Origin of the sequence: Sphingomonas sp. BK036, from assembly GCF_004216825.1 — a bacterium.
In the GTDB taxonomy this organism is placed as follows: Bacteria; Pseudomonadota; Alphaproteobacteria; order Sphingomonadales; family Sphingomonadaceae; genus Sphingomonas.
In genome coordinates, this window is the sequence record NZ_SGXR01000003.1 from 348,082 (window position 1) to 365,496 (window position 17,415).

General features: G+C 65.0%; 26 protein-coding genes. 2 read left to right on the forward strand and 24 right to left on the reverse strand.

The genetic code is table 11. From position 1 onward, the window contains the following. Nucleotides 1–21: 21 nt before the first annotated feature. Nucleotides 22–1,614: a pseudouridine synthase gene (locus EV283_RS01630; protein ID WP_130322174.1), complete on the forward strand. Its 1,593-nt coding sequence runs from the start codon at nucleotides 22–24 to the stop codon at nucleotides 1,612–1,614. Then, nucleotides 1,614–2,150 (forward strand): 16S rRNA (guanine(966)-N(2))-methyltransferase RsmD, encoded by a 537-nt coding sequence (gene rsmD, locus EV283_RS01635; protein ID WP_130322176.1) that lies wholly within the window; start codon nucleotides 1,614–1,616, stop codon nucleotides 2,148–2,150. The genes EV283_RS01630 and rsmD overlap by 1 nt, the downstream gene beginning before the upstream one ends. Nucleotides 2,151–2,184: 34 nt before the next feature. Here rsmD and EV283_RS01640 read toward each other — a convergent pair whose 3' ends face one another. The 24 genes from EV283_RS01640 to rplD form a co-directional block, all read right to left on the reverse strand. Further along, nucleotides 2,185–3,444, reverse strand: coding sequence for an MFS transporter (locus tag EV283_RS01640; RefSeq protein WP_130322178.1), 1,260 nt, complete (start codon nucleotides 3,442–3,444; stop codon nucleotides 2,185–2,187). A gap of 174 nt (nucleotides 3,445–3,618) precedes the next feature. Then, a complete protein-coding gene (locus tag EV283_RS01645; protein WP_165391672.1) occupies nucleotides 3,619–4,965 on the reverse strand; it encodes a HAMP domain-containing sensor histidine kinase in 1,347 nt (448 codons plus the stop codon). Between the two features lie 9 nt (nucleotides 4,966–4,974). Further along, a complete protein-coding gene (locus EV283_RS01650) occupies nucleotides 4,975–5,667 on the reverse strand; it encodes a response regulator transcription factor (RefSeq protein ID WP_056411241.1) in 693 nt (230 codons plus the stop codon). 569 nt (nucleotides 5,668–6,236) lie between these two features. Beyond that, nucleotides 6,237–6,887, reverse strand: coding sequence for an adenylate kinase (locus EV283_RS01655; RefSeq protein ID WP_130322180.1), 651 nt, complete (start codon nucleotides 6,885–6,887; stop codon nucleotides 6,237–6,239). A 52-nt stretch (nucleotides 6,888–6,939) separates the two neighbouring features. Next, nucleotides 6,940–8,304, reverse strand: coding sequence for a preprotein translocase subunit SecY (gene secY, locus EV283_RS01660; protein WP_055872627.1), 1,365 nt, complete (start codon nucleotides 8,302–8,304; stop codon nucleotides 6,940–6,942). A gap of 274 nt (nucleotides 8,305–8,578) precedes the next feature. Beyond that, a complete protein-coding gene (gene rplO / locus EV283_RS01665; RefSeq protein ID WP_031393746.1) occupies nucleotides 8,579–9,121 on the reverse strand; it encodes a 50S ribosomal protein L15 in 543 nt (180 codons plus the stop codon). A gap of 107 nt (nucleotides 9,122–9,228) precedes the next feature. Beyond that, nucleotides 9,229–9,405, reverse strand: a complete 177-nt coding sequence (gene rpmD, locus EV283_RS01670) for a 50S ribosomal protein L30 (RefSeq protein ID WP_031393747.1) — start codon at nucleotides 9,403–9,405, stop codon at nucleotides 9,229–9,231. Nucleotides 9,406–9,411: 6 nt separating this feature from the next. Further along, nucleotides 9,412–10,200, reverse strand: a complete 789-nt coding sequence (gene rpsE / locus EV283_RS01675; RefSeq protein WP_130322182.1) for a 30S ribosomal protein S5 — start codon at nucleotides 10,198–10,200, stop codon at nucleotides 9,412–9,414. 3 nt (nucleotides 10,201–10,203) lie between these two features. Continuing rightward, nucleotides 10,204–10,560, reverse strand: coding sequence for a 50S ribosomal protein L18 (rplR, locus tag EV283_RS01680; protein ID WP_031393749.1), 357 nt, complete (start codon nucleotides 10,558–10,560; stop codon nucleotides 10,204–10,206). Beyond that, nucleotides 10,560–11,093, reverse strand: coding sequence for a 50S ribosomal protein L6 (gene rplF, locus EV283_RS01685; RefSeq protein WP_130322184.1), 534 nt, complete (start codon nucleotides 11,091–11,093; stop codon nucleotides 10,560–10,562). The genes rplR and rplF overlap by 1 nt, the downstream gene beginning before the upstream one ends. Continuing rightward, a complete protein-coding gene (rpsH, locus tag EV283_RS01690; RefSeq protein WP_031393751.1) occupies nucleotides 11,093–11,488 on the reverse strand; it encodes a 30S ribosomal protein S8 in 396 nt (131 codons plus the stop codon). The genes rplF and rpsH overlap by 1 nt, the downstream gene beginning before the upstream one ends. A 9-nt stretch (nucleotides 11,489–11,497) precedes the next feature. Next, nucleotides 11,498–11,803, reverse strand: a complete 306-nt coding sequence (rpsN, locus tag EV283_RS01695; RefSeq protein ID WP_056015537.1) for a 30S ribosomal protein S14 — start codon at nucleotides 11,801–11,803, stop codon at nucleotides 11,498–11,500. Nucleotides 11,804–11,868: 65 nt separating this feature from the next. Continuing rightward, nucleotides 11,869–12,492 carry a 50S ribosomal protein L5 gene (gene rplE, locus EV283_RS01700; RefSeq protein ID WP_200910207.1) on the reverse strand — a complete coding sequence of 208 codons (624 nt, stop codon included), beginning with the start codon at nucleotides 12,490–12,492 and terminating at the stop codon, nucleotides 11,869–11,871. Then, the gene (rplX, locus tag EV283_RS01705; RefSeq protein ID WP_130322186.1) at nucleotides 12,485–12,802 is read right to left on the reverse strand and encodes a 50S ribosomal protein L24; all 318 of its coding nucleotides are present in this window, start codon (nucleotides 12,800–12,802) and stop codon (nucleotides 12,485–12,487) included. The genes rplE and rplX overlap by 8 nt, the downstream gene beginning before the upstream one ends. Beyond that, the gene (rplN, locus tag EV283_RS01710; protein ID WP_031393755.1) at nucleotides 12,802–13,170 is read right to left on the reverse strand and encodes a 50S ribosomal protein L14; all 369 of its coding nucleotides are present in this window, start codon (nucleotides 13,168–13,170) and stop codon (nucleotides 12,802–12,804) included. The genes rplX and rplN overlap by 1 nt, the downstream gene beginning before the upstream one ends. A gap of 161 nt (nucleotides 13,171–13,331) precedes the next feature. Beyond that, nucleotides 13,332–13,604 carry a 30S ribosomal protein S17 gene (gene rpsQ, locus EV283_RS01715; RefSeq protein WP_031393756.1) on the reverse strand — a complete coding sequence of 91 codons (273 nt, stop codon included), beginning with the start codon at nucleotides 13,602–13,604 and terminating at the stop codon, nucleotides 13,332–13,334. A gap of 10 nt (nucleotides 13,605–13,614) precedes the next feature. Further along, nucleotides 13,615–13,821 carry a 50S ribosomal protein L29 gene (gene rpmC, locus EV283_RS01720; protein WP_055872644.1) on the reverse strand — a complete coding sequence of 69 codons (207 nt, stop codon included), beginning with the start codon at nucleotides 13,819–13,821 and terminating at the stop codon, nucleotides 13,615–13,617. A 4-nt stretch (nucleotides 13,822–13,825) separates the two neighbouring features. Continuing rightward, nucleotides 13,826–14,260: a 50S ribosomal protein L16 gene (gene rplP / locus EV283_RS01725; protein WP_031393758.1), complete on the reverse strand. Its 435-nt coding sequence runs from the start codon at nucleotides 14,258–14,260 to the stop codon at nucleotides 13,826–13,828. Nucleotides 14,261–14,275: 15 nt separating this feature from the next. Further along, entirely contained in the window at nucleotides 14,276–14,983 is a 708-nt protein-coding gene (rpsC, locus tag EV283_RS01730) for a 30S ribosomal protein S3 (RefSeq protein WP_055872646.1), read from the reverse strand. Beyond that, on the reverse strand, nucleotides 14,983–15,360 hold the full coding sequence (gene rplV, locus EV283_RS01735) for a 50S ribosomal protein L22 (RefSeq protein WP_037529220.1): 378 nt from the start codon (nucleotides 15,358–15,360) through the stop codon (nucleotides 14,983–14,985). Before rplV ends, rpsC begins: the two co-directional genes overlap by 1 nt. Then, nucleotides 15,360–15,635 carry a 30S ribosomal protein S19 gene (rpsS, locus tag EV283_RS01740; RefSeq protein WP_031393761.1) on the reverse strand — a complete coding sequence of 92 codons (276 nt, stop codon included), beginning with the start codon at nucleotides 15,633–15,635 and terminating at the stop codon, nucleotides 15,360–15,362. Before rpsS ends, rplV begins: the two co-directional genes overlap by 1 nt. A 1-nt stretch (nucleotide 15,636) precedes the next feature. Beyond that, nucleotides 15,637–16,476, reverse strand: coding sequence for a 50S ribosomal protein L2 (rplB, locus tag EV283_RS01745; protein ID WP_056411252.1), 840 nt, complete (start codon nucleotides 16,474–16,476; stop codon nucleotides 15,637–15,639). Nucleotides 16,477–16,480: 4 nt separating this feature from the next. After that, nucleotides 16,481–16,795 carry a 50S ribosomal protein L23 gene (locus EV283_RS01750; protein ID WP_031393763.1) on the reverse strand — a complete coding sequence of 105 codons (315 nt, stop codon included), beginning with the start codon at nucleotides 16,793–16,795 and terminating at the stop codon, nucleotides 16,481–16,483. Continuing rightward, nucleotides 16,788–17,414, reverse strand: coding sequence for a 50S ribosomal protein L4 (gene rplD / locus EV283_RS01755; RefSeq protein ID WP_055872651.1), 627 nt, complete (start codon nucleotides 17,412–17,414; stop codon nucleotides 16,788–16,790). The genes EV283_RS01750 and rplD overlap by 8 nt, the downstream gene beginning before the upstream one ends. Nucleotide 17,415 lies beyond the last annotated feature (1 nt).

The following is a 17,415-nucleotide window of genomic DNA, read 5'->3' on the forward strand; positions in this document are numbered from 1 at the left end:
ATCCATAGTATCAGCCCCGCCATGACGACTTCAAAAGACGATAACCCGACTGCCAGCCCGTCGAACGACGCGCCTGCAACCCCCGCCACTCCGGTAAAGGGCGACCGCATCGCCAAGCTGCTCGCCCGCGCAGGGATCGCCTCGCGCCGCGATATCGAGCGGATGATCGCCGAGGGCCGCGTCGCGCTGAACGGCTCGACGCTCGATACACCCGCGACGATCCTGCGCAATCTTGCCGGGGTGACGGTCGACGGCGATCCCGTCGAGGCGCCCAGCGCGGCGCGGCTGTTCCTCTACCACAAGCCGACTGGACTGCTGGTGACCGAGCGCGATCCTGCCGGCCGCACGACGATCTATGATCGCCTCCCGCAGGATCTGCCGCGGCTGGTGCCGGTCGGTCGCCTCGATCTCAACACCGAGGGACTGTTGCTGATGACCACCGATGGGGGGCTCAAGCGCCAGCTCGAACTGCCCGCGACCGGTGTCGAGCGTGCCTACCGCGCACGTGCCTATGGCAACATCACGCAGCCGCAGCTCGAGGAACTGATCGAGGGAATCGAGATCGAGGGCGTGCGCTATGGCTCGATCAACGCCAATATCGAGCGTCGGACCGGTGCCAACGTATGGATCGAGATGATCCTGACCGAGGGCAAGAACCGCGAAGTCCGCCGCGTGCTCGAGCATCTGGGCTTGCAGGTCTCGCGCCTGATCCGGACCCGCTATGGCCCGTTCGTACTCGGCGACCTGCCCCCCGGCCAGATCGGCGAGGTGCTCCAGCATGACGTCGTCGCGTTCCAGAAGGAGCTCGCCAAGGGGCGCCCGGAGGGTCCAGGCGCGCGGGCGAATATCGGGATCAGCGCGAGTGCCGGCGCGGGGGCCGGGATCGGTGCGCGATCGAGCCAGCGCGGGAGCAACGCCGCCCGTCCTGCATCGACGGGGCATTCCGCGTCGACGGGGCGGCCGGCATTTGGCGCACGGCCTGCGCCCGGCGGCGCGCGTACGCCTGCCCGCACCCCGTACAGCGCGCCTGCGAGTTCGGGTTTCGCCAGCACCAACGCACCGGCCGAGCGCTCGTCGCGGCCTGCACGGCCCGAGCGGATCCGCCCGACCGCGGCGATGCAGCGCGGTGATGTCAACGATCCCTGGGCGCGGCCGGATTTGCGCAATGCCGCTCGGCCGACGGGGACGTATCACGCCCGACCCACCAGCGGCGAGACGTCCAAGCCCTATGCGCGCCAGGAGCGGGCAGATCGCGGCGAGGAGCTAAGCACCAGCCCCAAGATCAAGCATTTCCGCGCCGCCAAGCCGCCGCGCGACCGTGCCGCGCCGTCACGGGTCGGGGCTGGTGGGGTGACCACGCCGCGCCGCGCCGATACGCCGCAGCGTCAGGAACAGCCGCGGGGCTTCCGTCCTCAGGCGGATGATTCGCGCGGTCGCGGATCGCTCGACAAGCGCGCCGCGCGCAGTGCTGCCGGTCGTCCCGGCGCAGAGCCGCGGCCGATGCGCGATGCGCCCGCCCGGCCTGAACGCGGCACGCGTCCCGCCGCACCCGGCAAGGGTCCGTCGGGAGGGCGCGGTCATCCGCCCCGTGCACCACGGGGAGGGAAACGCTGATGCGGATCATCGCAGGCCAATGGCGCGGACGCCCGATCGTCGCGCCCAAGGGTGACTCCACCCGTCCAACCGCGGACCGGATGCGCGAGACGCTGTTCTCGATGCTGACCAGCCGCGTCGGCAGCTTCGAGGGCCTCGCGGTCGCCGATCTGTTCGCGGGCTCGGGCGCGCTCGGGATCGAGGCGCTGTCGCGCGGTGCGGCGACGTGCATGTTCGTCGAATCGGACAAGCTGGCGGTCGATGCGCTGAAGGCCAACCTCGCCAAGCTGGAGATTCGCGGCGACGTCCGTGCAACCTCGGTGATGGCGCTCGGGCCCGCGCCCGCACCGCTCGACGTGATCCTGATGGACCCGCCGTACAACACCGGCGCCGGGCTGGTTGCGCTCGACAAGCTGTCGCGGCTGGGTTGGGTCGGTCCCGCGACGTGGATCAGCCTCGAAACGGCCAAGGCCGAGGTCGTCGAACTGGCGGGCTTCGAGGTCGACGCGACTCGCGTCCACGGCAAGGCGCGACTGACCCTGCTCCGTCCGCTCTGATCCGGTGTTCTCCCGTGGAGGCGGGAGAACATTTCTATCGGTGTGGCATGCGGCCGAGGATCAGCAGTCCGCCAAGGCTCAAGACGCCCGCCGCCATCAGATACCCGCCGACCAGCCACAGGCCACGCGGCGCCAGCGCCTCCGCCACGATCGGCGCGAGCGCACCGCCCAGCACGCCGCCAAGGTTGAACGTCATCGACACGCCGGTGTAGCGCACCCCCGCGGGGAACAGGCTCGGCAACCAGCCACCCAGCGGGCCGTATGCGAACCCCATCACGAACAGCGCGCCCGACAGCCACAGCCACACCGTGAACAGCGATCCCGAACCCAGCATCGGCCCCATCAGCGCACCGACGCCGATGCATCCGGCAAACCCGATCGCCAGCATCCGCGCGGCGGAATGGCGGTCCGCCAGCACGCTCGCGACGATCACGCCACCCGCGAGGAACCAGATCGCGACCAGTTCGACCGCCAGGAACGCCTCGCGTGAATAGCCCAGCGTCTTGGTGCCGTAGCCGAGCGCGAACGCGGTCGCGAGGTAGAACAGCGCGAAGCACGCGATGACCCCGAACGTCCCCGCCAGCGTCGCGCGCAGATGCTGCGTCAGCAACGTCGCGATCGGCACCTTGGGCAGCGCTTCGGTCGCTTCGGCCTCCAGGAAGGCGGGCGTTTCGGTCAGCTTCAGCCGCACCCACAGCCCCAGCCCGACGAGGATCGCGCTCAACAGAAACGGGATGCGCCAGCCCCATGCGACGAACTGCGCTTCGTCGAGCACGAGGCCGATGACCAGGAACAGCCCGTTCGCCGCGAGAAAGCCGACCGGCGCCCCGAGCGGCGGAAACATCCCCCACGTGTTCTTGCGGTGCGGCGGCGCGTTCTCGACTGCGAGCAACGCCGCCCCGCCCCATTCGCCCCCGAGGCCGAGCCCCTGCCCCAGCCGCATCAGGCACAGCAACGCCGGCGCGATCCAGCCGACCTGCGCATAGGTCGGCAGGAAGGCGATCCCGACGGTCGATCCGCCCATCAGCAGCAGCGACGCGACCAGCGTCGACTTGCGCCCGACCCGGTCGCCGAAATGCCCGAACACGATCGCCCCCACCGGGCGTGCGACGAAGGCGAGCCCGAACGTCGCATAGCTCAGCAGCAACTGCGCGGAGTCCGACTGCCCGGCAAAGAACAACGGCCCGAACACGAGCGCGGCGGCGGTCGCATAGATGTAGAAATCGTAGAACTCGACCGCGGTGCCGACCAGGCTGGCGGCGAGGATGCGGCGGTTGGAGGCTAAGGTCGTCATCTGCACGGCATCGCCGCACCGACGATTGCGGTCAACCGATTGCCGCCCCCAATCCTCCCCCGCCAGGGGGAGGTGGCGCCGCAGGCGTCGGAGGGGGAGGATACGGAACAGGCGTTTCGCGGACCTCCCCCTCCGTCTGGCAAGTGCCAGCCACCTCCCCCTGGCGGGGGAGGATCAGATCGGGAGGACGATCCGCGCGACCAGGCCCGGCGCGTTGTCCGCCAGCTCGAAATGCCCGTCATGCAGCCGCGCGACCGCTTCGATCAGCGCCATGCCGAGGCCCGCACCAGGGGTGGAGCGCGCGCTGTCGAGGCGGCCGAATCGTTTCAGCGCCTGCGCACGGTCGGCGGTGGCGATGCCGGGGCCGCGGTCCTCGACCTGGATCGCGACGCCGTCGGTGCGGTGGACGATCCGCAGCGTGACTTCGCCACCGCTGGCGCCGTGGCGTAGCGCATTGTCGATCAGGTTGGTGATCGCCTGGCTGATAAGCTCACGGTGGAGCTTCATCGGCGGCGGGCGATCGTCGATCGCGATCGTGAAGACGAGCCCGGCATCCTCGGCGACGGGGGCGTAGAGTTCGCCAATTTCCTCAAGTAGATTGGCCGGCGAAACCTCGATGAAGCGATCGCGCGAGACCGAGCCCGAGCGGCTGATCTCGATCACCATCGTCAGCATCCGCATGACGAGATCGGTCTCGACGAGCAGTCCGCCCAGCGCGGCCTCGCGCGCGTCCGGGTCGGAGATGAGCACCGCCTGCTCGGTCTTGGTGCGCAAGCGGGCCAAAGGCGAACGCAGGTCGTGCGCCAGGCTGTCGGTGACGATCCGCAGTTCCGCCATCACGCCTTCGAGCTTGCCGAGCATGACGTTGAGCCGTGCGGCAAGGCGGTCGAAAGCGTCACCCCCGCCAGCCACCATATCGACGCGCCGGGAGAGGTCGCCCTCGCCCGCCGCCTCGATCGCCTTGGCGATGCCGTCGAGGCGGCGCCCGACATAGCGGGTCAGCACGAGCCCGCCGAACACGCCGAGCGCTAGCGAGAGGAAGACCGCGACCGCGAGCGCGCGCTCGATCGCGCGTTCTTCCGCCGCGATCAGGTCGAGGTTGCGACCAGTGAGGAGCCAGTAATCGCCGAGCGGGTGCAGCGCATAGCCCGTCTCGCGCGCGGACCAGAGTTCGTCCGAACCAAGCCGCGCAATCCGGAACTGCGTGACGCGCAGCGGTACGGCGAGTCGCGCGGGCGAGATGCCGACGACCGCGCGGCCCTTGGGATCGATCACCGCGAGCACCAGCGAGACGTCGCCGGGCACCACCGCGCTATCGATCGCCTGCCGAACCGCGGGGAGGCCGCCATTGCGCCACACCGCACGCAAGGCTTCGGATTGTTCGGTCGTCTCTCGCCGGATCGCGTAGATCGCGTCGGCGCTGGTGGTCTTCCAGACGAAGCCGACCAGCGCGAGGTTGGACACCAGCGCGAGCGAGATCGAGAGCAGCGCGATCCGCGCCGTGACCGAAAGGCGAATCACGCCGCCAAATCAGTTCTCAACGGCGAGACGATATCCGGCACCGCGGACGGTGTGGAGGATCGGCGTCGGGAACCCGTCCTCGAGCTTGCGACGGAGGCGGCCGATATGCACGTCGACGACGTTCGAGCCCGGGTCGAAATGATAGTTCCAGATCTTCTCGAGCATCATCGTCCGCGTGACGACCTGCCCTGCATGACGCGCTAGAAATTCGAGCAGGTTGAATTCGCGCGCGCCGAGCGGAATCGAGCGACCGGCGCGCGAGACGGCGCGGGCGAGCAGGTCGATTTCGAGATCGCCGACCGACAGCTTGGTCTTTTGCGGCTCGGTTGCGGCGCGGTCCGAGCGGCGGACGAGCGCCTCGATTCGCGCGGAGAGTTCGGCGAACGAGAAGGGCTTGCACAGATAATCGTCGGCGCCGGCTTTCAGCCCATCGACGCGGTCGTCGACCGCGGCGAGTGCGGAAAGAATCAGGACCGGGGTGGCGATGCCGGCGGCGCGGATCGCGCTGACCATCGACAAGCCGTCGAGCCCGGGCAGCATCCGATCGGCGATGATGAGATCGAAGATGCCTTCGCTGGCGAGGAACAGGCCGTCACGGCCGTCGGCGCATGCTTCGATCGCGTGACCGGCTTCGGCCAGGCCCTTGGCAAGATAGGCGGACGTCGAGGCGTCGTCTTCGACGATTAAAATCTTGCGGCTCAACGCGCTATCACCTTCCCTGCCACCGAAATCGGTCACTATCTCCTGTCCTCATAAACGGAAAGGCCGGCGGAAAGAAGTCTTCCCGCCGGCCCCCACGGTACCCCCGGGAGTGACGGGCACCGATCTCTGGAAAGTCGCGCGGCCGTTGCTGACCACGGGGTCTTTCTAGGATCTGGCAGGGGTCAGCGCGATGACCGACGGGTGACAATTGCGTCATGTTGGTGTGGGTTTCGTGATGAGCGCAACGGAGAGCGGAAGCCAAGCTTGCGCACGGGACTCACGCATCTTCCAGGGCAATGTGGAGATACCCATACACACCCTCCTCCGTCATCCCGGCGAACGCCGGGACCCATGGTTGCGGAGCAGGTGGTGATTGTACGCCCTCGCCTGGTCCGCCGCGTCCGTGGCTCCCGGCGTTCGCCGGGATGACGGAGGGGGGGGACGCTAGCAGGCGGAGGCGTTAACCCGACCGGCAGGCGTCAGGTCGATTTAGATCGCCGACCCAGACGTCTTGCTCCCCCACGAAGGCCGGACCCCAGTCTGCGCCCCCGCCTTCGCGGGGAAACAGATCACTTGCGGTCGAGAATTCCCGCGATCGCCGCACCGACATGCGCGATATCGGCCATGCCATCCACACGGTGGACCAGCCCCCGCGCGTCATAGATCGGCAGGATCGGCGCCGTCTTCGCGCGATATTCCGACATGCGGTTGTGGACGGTCTCCGCATTGTCGTCGGGACGACGCTTGAACTCGGTCGAAGCGCACACGTCGCACACGCCCGCAACGGCCGGCTTCTTGTACCGATCGTGATAGCCCGCGCCGCACTTGGCGCACGTGTAGCGGCCCACGACGCGGTCGATCAACGCAGCCTCGTCGACGCCCAGCTCGATCACGTAATCGAGCGTGCGGCCACGATCGGCGAGCAGGCCGTCGAGCGCCTCGGCCTGCGCCGCAGTCCGTGGATAGCCGTCGAAGATGACGCCGTTCGCGGTATCCGGCTGGTCGAGCCGCTCACCGATGATGCCCGACACGATCTCGTCCGAAACGAGACCGCCCGATTCCATCACCGACTTCGCCTGAAGACCGACCGGGGTTCCGGCGGCGACCGCTGCACGCAGCATGTCGCCGGTCGAAAGTTGCACCATGCCGCGCTCGCTGACGAGCGTGGCGGCCTGGGTGCCCTTGCCCGCGCCAGGCGGTCCAAGAAGGATGATATTCACGAAACGCACTCCCCTCGTTCGTGCAGGAATTAAACCGGGTTAGCCCCGCAACTTAACGAAGTCGATTGCCCTTGAGCTTCGCCTTCTTGATCAGGTCGCCATACTGGTGGGCCAGCAGATGCGACTGGATCTGCGTCACCGTGTCCATCGTCACGTTGACGACGATCAGCAGGCTGGTGCCGCCAAGGTAGAACGGGATCTGCAACGCGGTCACCAGATATTCGGGCAACAGGCAGATGATCGTCAGATACGCCGCACCGATGACGGTGATGCGAGTCAGCACGTAATCGAAGTAATTCTCAGTGTTCTTGCCCGGGCGGATGCCGGGGATGAACCCGCCATTGCGCTTCAGATTGTCGGCGGTTTCCTCGGGGTTGAAGACGACCGCGGTGTAGAAGAACGAGAAGAAGATGATGCCGGCGCCGTACAGCAGCATGTACACAGGGCTGCCGTGCTGCAGATACTGGTTGAGGGTGATGATGAAATCGCCCCACTTCGATTCACCCGCGACGCGCTGGCCCGCGAACTGCGAGATCGTCAGCGGCATTAGCAGCAGCGATGACGCAAAGATCGGCGGGATGACGCCTGCCGTGTTTATCTTAAGCGGCAGATGGCTGCGATCGGCCTGCATGCCGCGCTGAGTCTGGCGCTTGGGATACTGGATCAGGATGCGGCGCTGTGCGCGCTCCATGAAGCAGATGAAGAGGATCAGCACGACCACCGCGACGACGATGCCGATCAACTTGATCGGATCGAGCGAACCCGAACGGCCGCCCTCGAGCAGGTTGACGAGCGTGACGGGCAGATGCGCGACGATGCCCGCCATGATGATCAGCGAGACGCCGTTGCCGATGCCGCGGCTGGTGATCTGCTCGCCGAGCCACATCAGGAACATCGTACCGCCGATCAGCGAGATGACGGCCGCGACGCGGAACATCATGCCGGGCTCGATGACCGCCTGGATGCCCTGTGCCGCGCCGAGCGTCTCAAGGCCGACGGCGATGAAATAGCCCTGCACCGCGGTCAGGCCGACGGTGCCGTAGCGCGTGTACTGGTTGAGGCGCTTGCGGCCCGATTCGCCGTCCTTCTTGATGGCGGCGAGCGTCGGCGACAGCGAGGTCGCGAGCTGCACCACGATCGAGGCGGTGATGTAGGGCATCACGCCGAGCGCGATCAGCGACATGCGGCTGAGCGAACCACCCGAGAAGGTGTTGAAGAAATCGAGCACGCCACCCTGCGTCTGCTGCGAGAGCAGGCCGAGCGCGGTCGGGTCGACACCCGGCAGCGGCACGTAGCTGAGCAGGCGGAAAATGATCAGCGCACCGATCGTGAACCACAACCGCTTCTTGAGGTCGGTCGCCTTCGCGAATTTCGAAAGGCTGATGCTTTGCGCCATCTGGTCGGCTGCGGATGCCATGCGTGTGATCGTCCTGGAAACAAAGAAGGCGGGATGCGTTATGACCGCCCCCGCCGCTCATATAGGCGCAGGAGCGCGCTTGTCTAATGGAGACGTGGTTATCGGAGCCCAACAAGATCCCGGTCGCCACCTATCCCGTTCGTCCTGAGCGAAGTCAAAGGACATCGCCGAGAAGGAAGCACCCTTCGACTTCGCTCAGGGCGAACGGAAGACGAAGGGGGTCGAGCTACGAAAAAGGGAGGAAGCGCACTTGGCGCCCCCTCCCCTTTCAAAGTCAGGCCTTGAACGACGCCTTGTGCGCCGCACGCTCCTTGTACTTCACGCCCTTCTTGGCGGCAGCCTTCTCGGCCGCGGGGACGAAGTGGATCACCTCGACCTTGCCGCCGATCTTCTCGACCGCTTCGATCGCGCCCTTCGACGCGCCGTCGACGGTGAACGAGAGGACCGTGGTCAGCTCGCCCTTGGCGAGGAGGCGGACGCCGTCCTTGCCGCCGCGTGCCAGGCCAGCGGCCTTCAGCGCGTTGTGGTCGAGCGTGGCGTTCGCCTCAATCTTGCCGGCATCGACCGCAAGCTGGATCGCGCCGAGGTTCACCTCTGCGAAGTCCTTGCGGAAGATGTTGTTGAAGCCGCGCTTAGGCAGACGCATGTGGAGCGGCATCTGCCCGCCCTCGAAGCCGGCGATGGACACGCCCTCGCGGCTCTTCTGGCCCTTCTGGCCGCGGCCGCCGGTCTTGCCCTTGCCCGAGCCGATGCCGCGTCCGACGCGCATCTTGGACTTACGGGCACCTTCGTTATCGCGGAGTTCGTTGAGCTTCATGGTAATGCACTCGCTTTCGCTTGTTACGCGCTGTGGAAACGGATTCTGGAATAAGAAAGGGGGCCGTTAGCCCCCTTTCCCGTATTTGTCACGTGGGTCGTGAAGACTCAGCCTTCGACCGACACCATGTGCTGCACCTTGCGGATCATACCGCGGACCTCGGGGCTGTCTTCCAGCTCGCGGGTCTTGTGCATCTTGTTGAGGCCGAGACCGACCAGCGTTGCGCGCTGGTCCTTCTCGCGGCGGATCGGCGAACCGGTCTGCGTGATCTTGATGGTAGCCATGATCGCTTACTCCGTGATCGCAGCTGCGTCTGCCTCGGGGGTCTTCGACCCACCGTGGCCGAGCAGGTCGGCGATCTTCTTGCCGCGACGCTGTGCGACGGCCTTGGGCGAGGTCTGCTCGCCAAGGGCTTCGAACGTTGCGCGGATCATGTTGTAGGGGTTCGACGTGCCGACCGACTTGGTCACGACGTCTGCAACGCCCAGCGACTCGAAGACGGCGCGCATCGGGCCACCGGCGATGATGCCCGTACCCTGAGGCGCCGACCGCAGCGTGACCTTGCCGGCACCGAAGTGACCGTTGCCGTCATGATGCAGCGTGCGACCGTCCTTGAGCGGAACGCGAACCATCTTCTTCTTTGCAGCAGCCGTCGCCTTCGAGATGGCTTCCGGCACTTCGCGCGCCTTGCCATGACCGAAGCCTGCACGGCCCTTGCCGTCGCCGACGACGACGAGTGCTGCAAAGCCGAAGCGCTTGCCGCCCTTGACCGTCTTCGAGACGCGGTTGATGTGCACCAGCTTCTCGATCAGCTCTTCGCCGCCATCGTCCGAACCCGGACGACCGCCACGATTGTCACGACCACCGCGACCGCCGTCACGACCGCCGCGGTTGCCACCCGGGCCACCGCTGCGACCGCCACCGGGGCCACCACGACCACCGCCGCCGCCGCCGGGACGACCACGGCCACCGCCGTTGTTGCCCTGGTACCCGGTGCTCTGCGGCACGTTCTGAGCCGTGACGTCCTGTGCGGTCGTCTCGGGTGCGATTACCGCTGGCGTGTTGTTTTCGTCAGCCATGTCTTAGAACTCCAATCCGGCTTCGCGCGCGGCATCGGCAAGAGCCTTCACGCGACCGTGGTAGAGGAAGCCGCCGCGATCGAACACGACCTGAGTCACGCCCGCTGCCTTGGCAGCCTCGGCGACGCGCTTGCCGACCGAGGTCGCCGCGTCGATGTTGGCGCCGGACGTGCCGCGCACGTCCTTCTCCAGCGTCGAGGCCGAAGCGACCGTCGTGCCAGCGGCATCGTCGATCACCTGGGCATAGATGTGCTTGCCCGAGCGATGCACCGACAACCGCGGACGGGTGCCTGCACGTGCGCGGAGCGCGGTACGATTGCGGCGACGCCGCTTTGCGAAAAGAGAGAGACCCTTGGTCATTACTTCTTCTTCCCTTCCTTACGGAAGATGAACTCGCCGTCGTACTTGATACCCTTGCCCTTGTAAGGCTCGGGCTTGCGCCACTGACGGATTTCGGCGGCCAGCTGGCCGACCTTCTGCTTGTCGGAACCCGAGATCTCGACCGTGGTGTTGTCCGGGGTCTTCACCTCGATGCCTTCCGGCACGTCGATGTTCACGTCATGGCTGTAGCCGAGCTGCAGCTTGAGGTTACGACCCTGGGCAGCGGCACGGTAGCCGACGCCGGTGATCAGCAGCTTCTTGGTGAAGCCTTCCGACACGCCCGTGACGAGGTTCTGCACCATCGTACGCTGCATGCCCCAGAACGCGCGCGCGCGCTTGGTATCGTTGGCCGGCTGCACCGAGATGCCGCCGTCTTCGATCGTGTAGCTGATCTCTTCGCGCAGCGGCATCGTGAGCGTGCCCTTGGGGCCCTTCACGGTCAGCTGCTTGTTCGCGATGGTCGGCGTGATGCCGGCCGGTACCGAAACCGGCTTCTTACCAATACGGCTCATCAGAACACCTCCGCGAGGACTTCGCCGCCGACGTTCTGCTCGCGTGCTTCGGAATCCGAAAGCACGCCGCGGGGCGTCGAGACGATGGTGATGCCGAGGCCGTTACGGACGCGAGGGAGTTCCTGCGAGCCGGAATAGACGCGACGGCCGGGCTTCGAGACGCGCGCGACATGCTTGATCGCAGGCTGGCCCTCGAAATACTTCAGCTCGATGCGAAGGCCGGCCGCGGGGCCCATCTGCTCTTCGCTATAGCCACGGATATAGCCTTCGCGCTGCAGAACGTCGAGCACGCGGACGCGCAGCTTCGACGCCGGAGTCAGGACGGAGTCCTTCTTCGCGCGCTGGCCATTACGGATACGGGTGAGCAAATCACCCAGGGGATCGGTCACTGCCATGATTAGTCCTTACCAGCTCGACTTCGTGACGCCGGGGATCAGGCCCTTGTTGGCCAGATCGCGCAGCTGAATACGGCAGAGCCGGAACTTGCGGTAATAAGCGCGCGGGCGACCGGTCAGCTCGCACCGGTTACGGATGCGGGTCGGGTTCGCGTTGCGCGGCAGTGCCGCCATCTTGAGGCGAGCGATCAGACGCTCACCATCGTCGAGCGTCTTGTCCGCTGCGATTGCCTTCAGTGCCGCGTACTTCGGGGCATACTGCTTGACCATGCGCTTGCGGCGCTCGTTCTTGTTGACTGAACTCAGTTTCGCCATCGACTTAAGTTCTTTCTTTCCTGAAGCGCCGCCCGTGACACGAGGTCAGGGGCGGCGGTTGGTAGTTAAGCTGCCTTCTTCTCGTCGGCAGCGTCGTCTTCGATCGGGAACGGGAAACCGAACAGACGCAGAAGCTCGCGAGCCTCGTCGTCGGTCTTTGCGGTCGTCGTCACGATCACATCCATGCCGCGGACCTTGTCGACCCGGTCATAGCTGATTTCTGGGAACACGATCTGCTCCTTGATACCGCAGGCATAGTTGCCACGGCCATCGAAGCTCTTCGGGTTGAGCCCGCGGAAATCGCGGACGCGGGGAAGAGCGATCGTGATGAAACGGTCGAGAAACTCGTACATGCGCTCACGGCGAAGGGTAACCTTCACGCCGATTGGCATGCCCTCGCGCAGCTTGAACTGCGCGATCGACTTCTTGGCCTTCGTCACGACAGGCTTTTGGCCGGCGATCAGCTCCATTTCGGAAGCAGCCTGGTCGACCTTCTTCTTGTCCTGCGTGGCCTCGCCGACGCCCATGTTCAGAACGATCTTGTCGATCCGCGGGATCTCCATGACGTTCTTGTAGCCGAACTTGTCGACCATCGCCTTGATGATCGTCTCGTCGTACATCTTCCGCATGCGCGGCGTGTAGGCGACCTCGGTGCCGGTGTTCTCAGCGCCAGTGTTCTGATCAACCATTGATCTTCTCCCCGGTCTTGACGGCCACGCGGACCTTCTTGCCGTCCTGCTCCTCGAAGCGGACGCGGGTCGGCTTGCCGTCGACGGTCACGTGCGCGACCTTCGAAACGTGCATCGGTGCTTCCTTGCGGATCAGGCCACCCTGCGGGTCACCCTGAGTCGGCTTGGTGTGGCGCACGGCGATGTTGACGCCCGAGACGACGACCTTGTCGGCCTTCGGCATCGACATGGTGACTTCGCCGGTCTTGCCCTTGTCCTTACCGGACAGGACGATGACCTTGTCGCCCTTCTTGATACGCTGGCTAGCCATTACAGCACCTCCGGCGCGAGACTGATGATCTTCATGTGCTTCTTGCCGCGCAGCTCGCGAACGACTGGGCCGAAGATACGGGTGCCGATCGGCTCCTCGTTCTTGTTGACCAGCACCGCGGCGTTGCCGTCGAAGCGGATGACCGTACCGTCTGCACGGCGGATATCCTTGGCGGTACGCACGATCACCGCGCGGTGAACGTCGCCCTTCTTCACACGGCCCCGTGGCTGCGCTTCCTTGATGCTGACGACGATGATGTCGCCAACGCCTGCAACACGACGCTTGGAACCCCCAAGCACCTTGATGCACTGCACCCGCTTCGCGCCGCTGTTGTCAGCGACGTCGAGATTGGACTGCATCTGGATCATGGATCCGTATCCCTTCTCTCTTTGGGGTCGATACCGACCGAACCCCGCCTAAAAAATCACCCCGCCGCGGCAGAACCGCAACGGGGAGGAGCGGCCGCTTAGCCGTTCCCGTTTACGAAAACAAGAGCGCAGGGAGTTGCCCCCCTGCCCTCATGTTTGATTCAGCCCTCGGCCGAAGCCCGTTCCGGCGTCGCGTGGGTGTTGACCCGCTCGATCACCTTCCAGGTCTTCAGCTTGGAGATCGGTGCGGTCTCTTCGATCCGCACGGTCTCGCCCTGCTTGAACTCGTTGCTCTCGTCATGAGCATGATACTTCTTCGAGCGACGGATGATCTTCCCGTAGAGCGGGTGCTTCACCTTACGCTCGACGTTCACGACCACCGTCTTGTCGCCCTTGTCGGACACGACCAGACCGGTCAGCACGCGCTTCGGCATGATGTGTTCCTTACTTCGCGGCTTCAGCGCTGGTGCGCTGAGCCTGCAGGGTCTTGATGCGAGCGATGTCGCGGCGGACCTCACGAACGCGGCTCGGCTTTTCGAGCTGGTTCGTGGCGGCCTGGAAGCGCAGGTTGAACTGCTCGCGCTTCAGTTCGCCGAGCGACTCCGACAGCTGGTCGTCGCTCTTGGTCTTCATGTCGTCGATACGAGCCATGATCTTACTCGCCTCCCAGATGCGAGGTGTCGCCCAGGCGGGCAACGACCTTTACCTTGATCGGCAGCTTCATGGCCGCCCGCTCGAACGCCTCGGCGGCGATCTTGCCGTCGACGCCGTCGAGCTCGAACAGGATCCGACCCGGCTTGACGCGAGCGGCCCAATATTCCGGCGCGCCCTTGCCCTTACCCATGCGGACTTCGGCTGGCTTTCCCGAGACCGGAAGGTCTGGGAAAATGCGGATCCACAAACGCCCCTGGCGCTTCATGTGACGCGTGATCGCGCGGCGAGCCGCCTCGATCTGACGTGCGGTGATCCGGTCGGGCTCCATGGCCTTCAGGCCGTAAGAGCCGAAATTGAGCGAGAAGCCACTCTTGGCATCGCCCGAAATCTTGCCCTTGAAGGCCTTCCGGAACTTGGTCTTTTTTGGTTGCAGCATGTCTGTTCCTGCCCCTTAGCGACGATCGTCGCGCTGCGGCCGCACGCCGGAGGTCTGAGCCTCCATCATGATGCGGTCGTACGACGTCGGATCGTTGCCGAGAATCTCGCCCTTGAAGACCCAGACCTTCACGCCGCAAACGCCGTAAGACGTGTGCGCCGTAGCCTCGGCATAATCGATGTTCGCGCGCAGCGTGTGCAACGGAACCCGACCCTCACGATAGCTCTCCGACCGTGCGATCTCGGCGCCGCCAAGACGGCCGCCGCAGTTCACGCGGATGCCTTCGGCACCGAGACGCATCGCCGACTGAACCGCACGCTTCATGGCGCGACGGAAAGCGATACGACGCTCGAGCTGATCGGCGATGCCCTGCGCGACGAGACGCGCATCGACTTCCGGCTTGCGGATCTCGACGATGTTCAGCGACACGGTCGACGACGTCATCTTGCCGATCGTCGAACGCAGCTTCTCGATGTCCGCACCCTTCTTGCCGATGATCACGCCGGGGCGTGCAGCGAAGATGGAGATGCGGGCCAGCTTGGCCGGACGCTCGATGACCACCTTGGAGATCGCGGCCTGCGGCAGCGTCTTCATGATGAATGCGCGGATCTTGAGATCCTCGAGCAGGAGCCGACCATAGTCGGCGCCTTCGGCGTACCAGCGGCTATCCCAGGTACGGTTGATCTGCAGACGCAGACCGATGGGGTTGCTCTTCTGACCCATTATGCTTCTTCCTGCTCGCGCACGACGATGCGCAGACGGCTGAATGGCTTGAGGATGCGGGTCGACTTGCCGCGGCCGCGGGTAGCGAAGCGCTTCATCGTGATCGACTTGCCAACCGATGCCTCGGCGACGACCAGCGAGTCGACGTCGAGGTTGTGGTTGTTCTCTGCATTGGCGATGGCCGAGGCCAGCACCTTGCGGGCTTCGATCGCCATGCCCTTGGTCGAGAAGGCGAGGATGTTCATCGCATCGCCGACCTTCTTGCCACGGATGAGCGCAGCGACGAGGCCGAGCTTCTGAGCGGAACCGCGGATCTGCGTACCGACCGAAAGCGCCTCGTTGTCCGCGACCTTGCGCGGGCTGACTTGCTTAGACATCAGCGCTTGCCCTTCTTGTCGGCGGAGTGGCCGGGGAAGTAGCGCGTGGGCGCGAACTCACCGAGCTTCATCCCGACCATGTCCTCGTTGACCGAGACCGGCACGAACTTGCGGCCGTTATACACGTTGAACGTGAGGCCCACGAACGACGGCAGGATCGTCGAGCGACGCGACCAGGTCTTGATCGGCGAACGCGCGTTGGTGTCCTGGGCGGTTTCTGCCTTCTTGAGCAGATGAAGGTCCACGAAGGGGCCCTTCCAGACTGAACGAGCCATGTTAGCCCTTCCTCTTCGTCGAATGACGCGACCGGATGATCATCTTGTCGGTCGATTTGTTGTGACGCGTACGCGCACCCTTCGTCGGCTTGCCCCAAGGCGTAACCGGATGACGGCCACCCGAGGTACGGCCTTCACCACCGCCGTGCGGATGGTCGACCGGGTTCTTGGCGACGCCGCGCGTCAGCGGACGGATACCCATCCAGCGCGAACGACCGGCCTTACCCAGGTTTTGGTTCTGGTTGTCGGGGTTCGAGACCGCGCCAACCGTCGCCATGCAATCGCTGCGGATGTAGCGCTGCTCGCCCGAGTTCAGGCGGACCATCACCATGCCCTTGTCGCGACCGACGACCTGCACATACGTGCCGGCCGAACGGGCGATCTGGCCACCCTTCATCGGCTTCATCTCCACATTGTGGACGATGGTGCCGACCGGCATCTGACCGAGTTCCATGGCATTGCCTGGCTTCACGTCGGTCTTCTTGGCCGCGATCACCTTGTCGCCGATCGCCAGACGCTGCGGCGCCAGGATATAGGCGAGCTCTTCGTCCGGGTACTTGACCAGGGCGATGAACGCGGTGCGGTTGGGATCATACTCGATCCGCTCGACGGTGCCTTCGACGTCCCACTTGCGACGCTTGAAGTCGATGTAGCGGTACTTCTGCTTGTGACCGCCGGCGATGCCGCGCGAGGTCACATGGCCCTTGTTGTTACGACCGCCGGTCTTGTGCTTACCTTCGGTCAGCGCCTTGACGGGGCGACCCTTCCAGAGCGACGACTTGTCGACCAGAATGAGACCGCGGCGTGCCGGCGATGTCGGATTATAATGCTTGAGTGCCATGGCCTCAGATCCCCGTCGTCACGTCGATGGACTGACCGTCCTTCAACGTCACGATTGCCTTTTTCATGTCCGAGCGCGAGTAGTTCGTGCCCTTCCACTTCTTGGTCTTGCCCTTCTGGACGAGCGTGTTCACGCCGACGACGTTCACGTCGAACAGCGCCTCGACGGCCGCCTTGATCTCGGGCTTCGTGGCGTCGTTGGACACCTTAAACACCACCGCGTTGTGCTCCGACAGAGTCGTCGTCTTCTCGGTGATGTGCGGGGCCAGGATAACGTCGTAATGACGATTATCGATGCCCGCCTTCTGCTTCTTAGCCATGGAAGCGCGCCTCCAGCTTTTCGACAGCGGCGCGCGTCAGCACCAGCGTGTCATGCTTCAGGATGTCGTAAACGTTGGCGCCGGCTGCCGGCATCACGTTCACTTCGTACAGGTTGCCCGCAGCGAATGCGAAGCTGGTGTCGACCATGTCGCCGTCGATGACGAGCGCACGCTTGCCGAAGCCGAGCTTGGCGAGATCGCCGAGCAGCGTCTTGGTCTTGCCACCCTCGACAGCCAGGCTGTCCATGATGACCAGCGAACCCGCCTTGGCGTGGCTGCTGAGCGCCATCCGCAGACCGAGCGCGCGAACCTTCTTGTTCAGCGACGGGTTGAAGTCACGGACGCGGGCGCCGTGTGCCTTACCACCACCGATGAACACAGGTGCGCGACGATCGCCGTGACGAGCCGTACCGCCGCCCTTCTGGCGACCGAACTTCTTGCCGGTGCGCGCAACGTCTGCGCGCTCACGGGTGCCGCGAGCCGTCTCGCGACGCTTCTCGAGCTGCCAGGTGACGACACGGTGCAGGATGTCGGCGCGCGGATCGAGGCCGAAGACCTCGTCGTTGAGCTCGATGTCCGCAGCGTCGGTACCGGCGAAAGATGAAACCTTGATCTTCACG

Excerpts from the sequence above, each read along its gene's own strand:
- rplX (WP_130322186.1), bottom strand. The coding sequence starts at position 12,802 with ATGGCTAGCCAGCGTATCAAGAAGGGCGACAAGGTCATCGTCCTGTCC.
- rpmC (WP_055872644.1), bottom strand. The coding sequence starts at position 13,821 with ATGGCTCGTATCGACGACATGAAGACCAAGAGCGACGACCAGCTGTCG.
- EV283_RS01630 (WP_130322174.1), top strand. The coding sequence starts at position 22 with ATGACGACTTCAAAAGACGATAACCCGACTGCCAGCCCGTCGAACGAC.
- rpsH (WP_031393751.1), bottom strand. The coding sequence starts at position 11,488 with ATGGCAGTGACCGATCCCCTGGGTGATTTGCTCACCCGTATCCGTAAT.
- rplN (WP_031393755.1), bottom strand. The coding sequence starts at position 13,170 with ATGATCCAGATGCAGTCCAATCTCGACGTCGCTGACAACAGCGGCGCG.
- rplP (WP_031393758.1), bottom strand. The coding sequence starts at position 14,260 with ATGCTGCAACCAAAAAAGACCAAGTTCCGGAAGGCCTTCAAGGGCAAG.
- rsmD (WP_130322176.1), top strand. The coding sequence starts at position 1,614 with ATGCGGATCATCGCAGGCCAATGGCGCGGACGCCCGATCGTCGCGCCC.
- rpsC (WP_055872646.1), bottom strand. The coding sequence starts at position 14,983 with ATGGGTCAGAAGAGCAACCCCATCGGTCTGCGTCTGCAGATCAACCGT.
- rpsS (WP_031393761.1), bottom strand. The coding sequence starts at position 15,635 with ATGGCTCGTTCAGTCTGGAAGGGCCCCTTCGTGGACCTTCATCTGCTC.
- rpsE (WP_130322182.1), bottom strand. The coding sequence starts at position 10,200 with ATGGCTGACGAAAACAACACGCCAGCGGTAATCGCACCCGAGACGACC.
- EV283_RS01750 (WP_031393763.1), bottom strand. The coding sequence starts at position 16,795 with ATGGCTAAGAAGCAGAAGGCGGGCATCGATAATCGTCATTACGACGTT.
- rplE (WP_200910207.1), bottom strand. The coding sequence starts at position 12,492 with ATGGTTGATCAGAACACTGGCGCTGAGAACACCGGCACCGAGGTCGCC.
- rplF (WP_130322184.1), bottom strand. The coding sequence starts at position 11,093 with ATGAGCCGTATTGGTAAGAAGCCGGTTTCGGTACCGGCCGGCATCACG.
- secY (WP_055872627.1), bottom strand. The coding sequence starts at position 8,304 with ATGGCATCCGCAGCCGACCAGATGGCGCAAAGCATCAGCCTTTCGAAA.
- rplB (WP_056411252.1), bottom strand. The coding sequence starts at position 16,476 with ATGGCACTCAAGCATTATAATCCGACATCGCCGGCACGCCGCGGTCTC.
- rpsN (WP_056015537.1), bottom strand. The coding sequence starts at position 11,803 with ATGGCGAAACTGAGTTCAGTCAACAAGAACGAGCGCCGCAAGCGCATG.
- rplV (WP_037529220.1), bottom strand. The coding sequence starts at position 15,360 with ATGTCTAAGCAAGTCAGCCCGCGCAAGGTCGCGGACAACGAGGCGCTT.
- rpsQ (WP_031393756.1), bottom strand. The coding sequence starts at position 13,604 with ATGCCGAAGCGCGTGCTGACCGGTCTGGTCGTGTCCGACAAGGGCGAC.
- rplR (WP_031393749.1), bottom strand. The coding sequence starts at position 10,560 with ATGACCAAGGGTCTCTCTCTTTTCGCAAAGCGGCGTCGCCGCAATCGT.
- rplO (WP_031393746.1), bottom strand. The coding sequence starts at position 9,121 with ATGAAGCTCAACGAACTCCGCGATAACGAAGGTGCCCGTAAGTCCAAG.
- rpmD (WP_031393747.1), bottom strand. The coding sequence starts at position 9,405 with ATGGCTACCATCAAGATCACGCAGACCGGTTCGCCGATCCGCCGCGAG.
- EV283_RS01640 (WP_130322178.1), bottom strand. The coding sequence starts at position 3,444 with ATGACGACCTTAGCCTCCAACCGCCGCATCCTCGCCGCCAGCCTGGTC.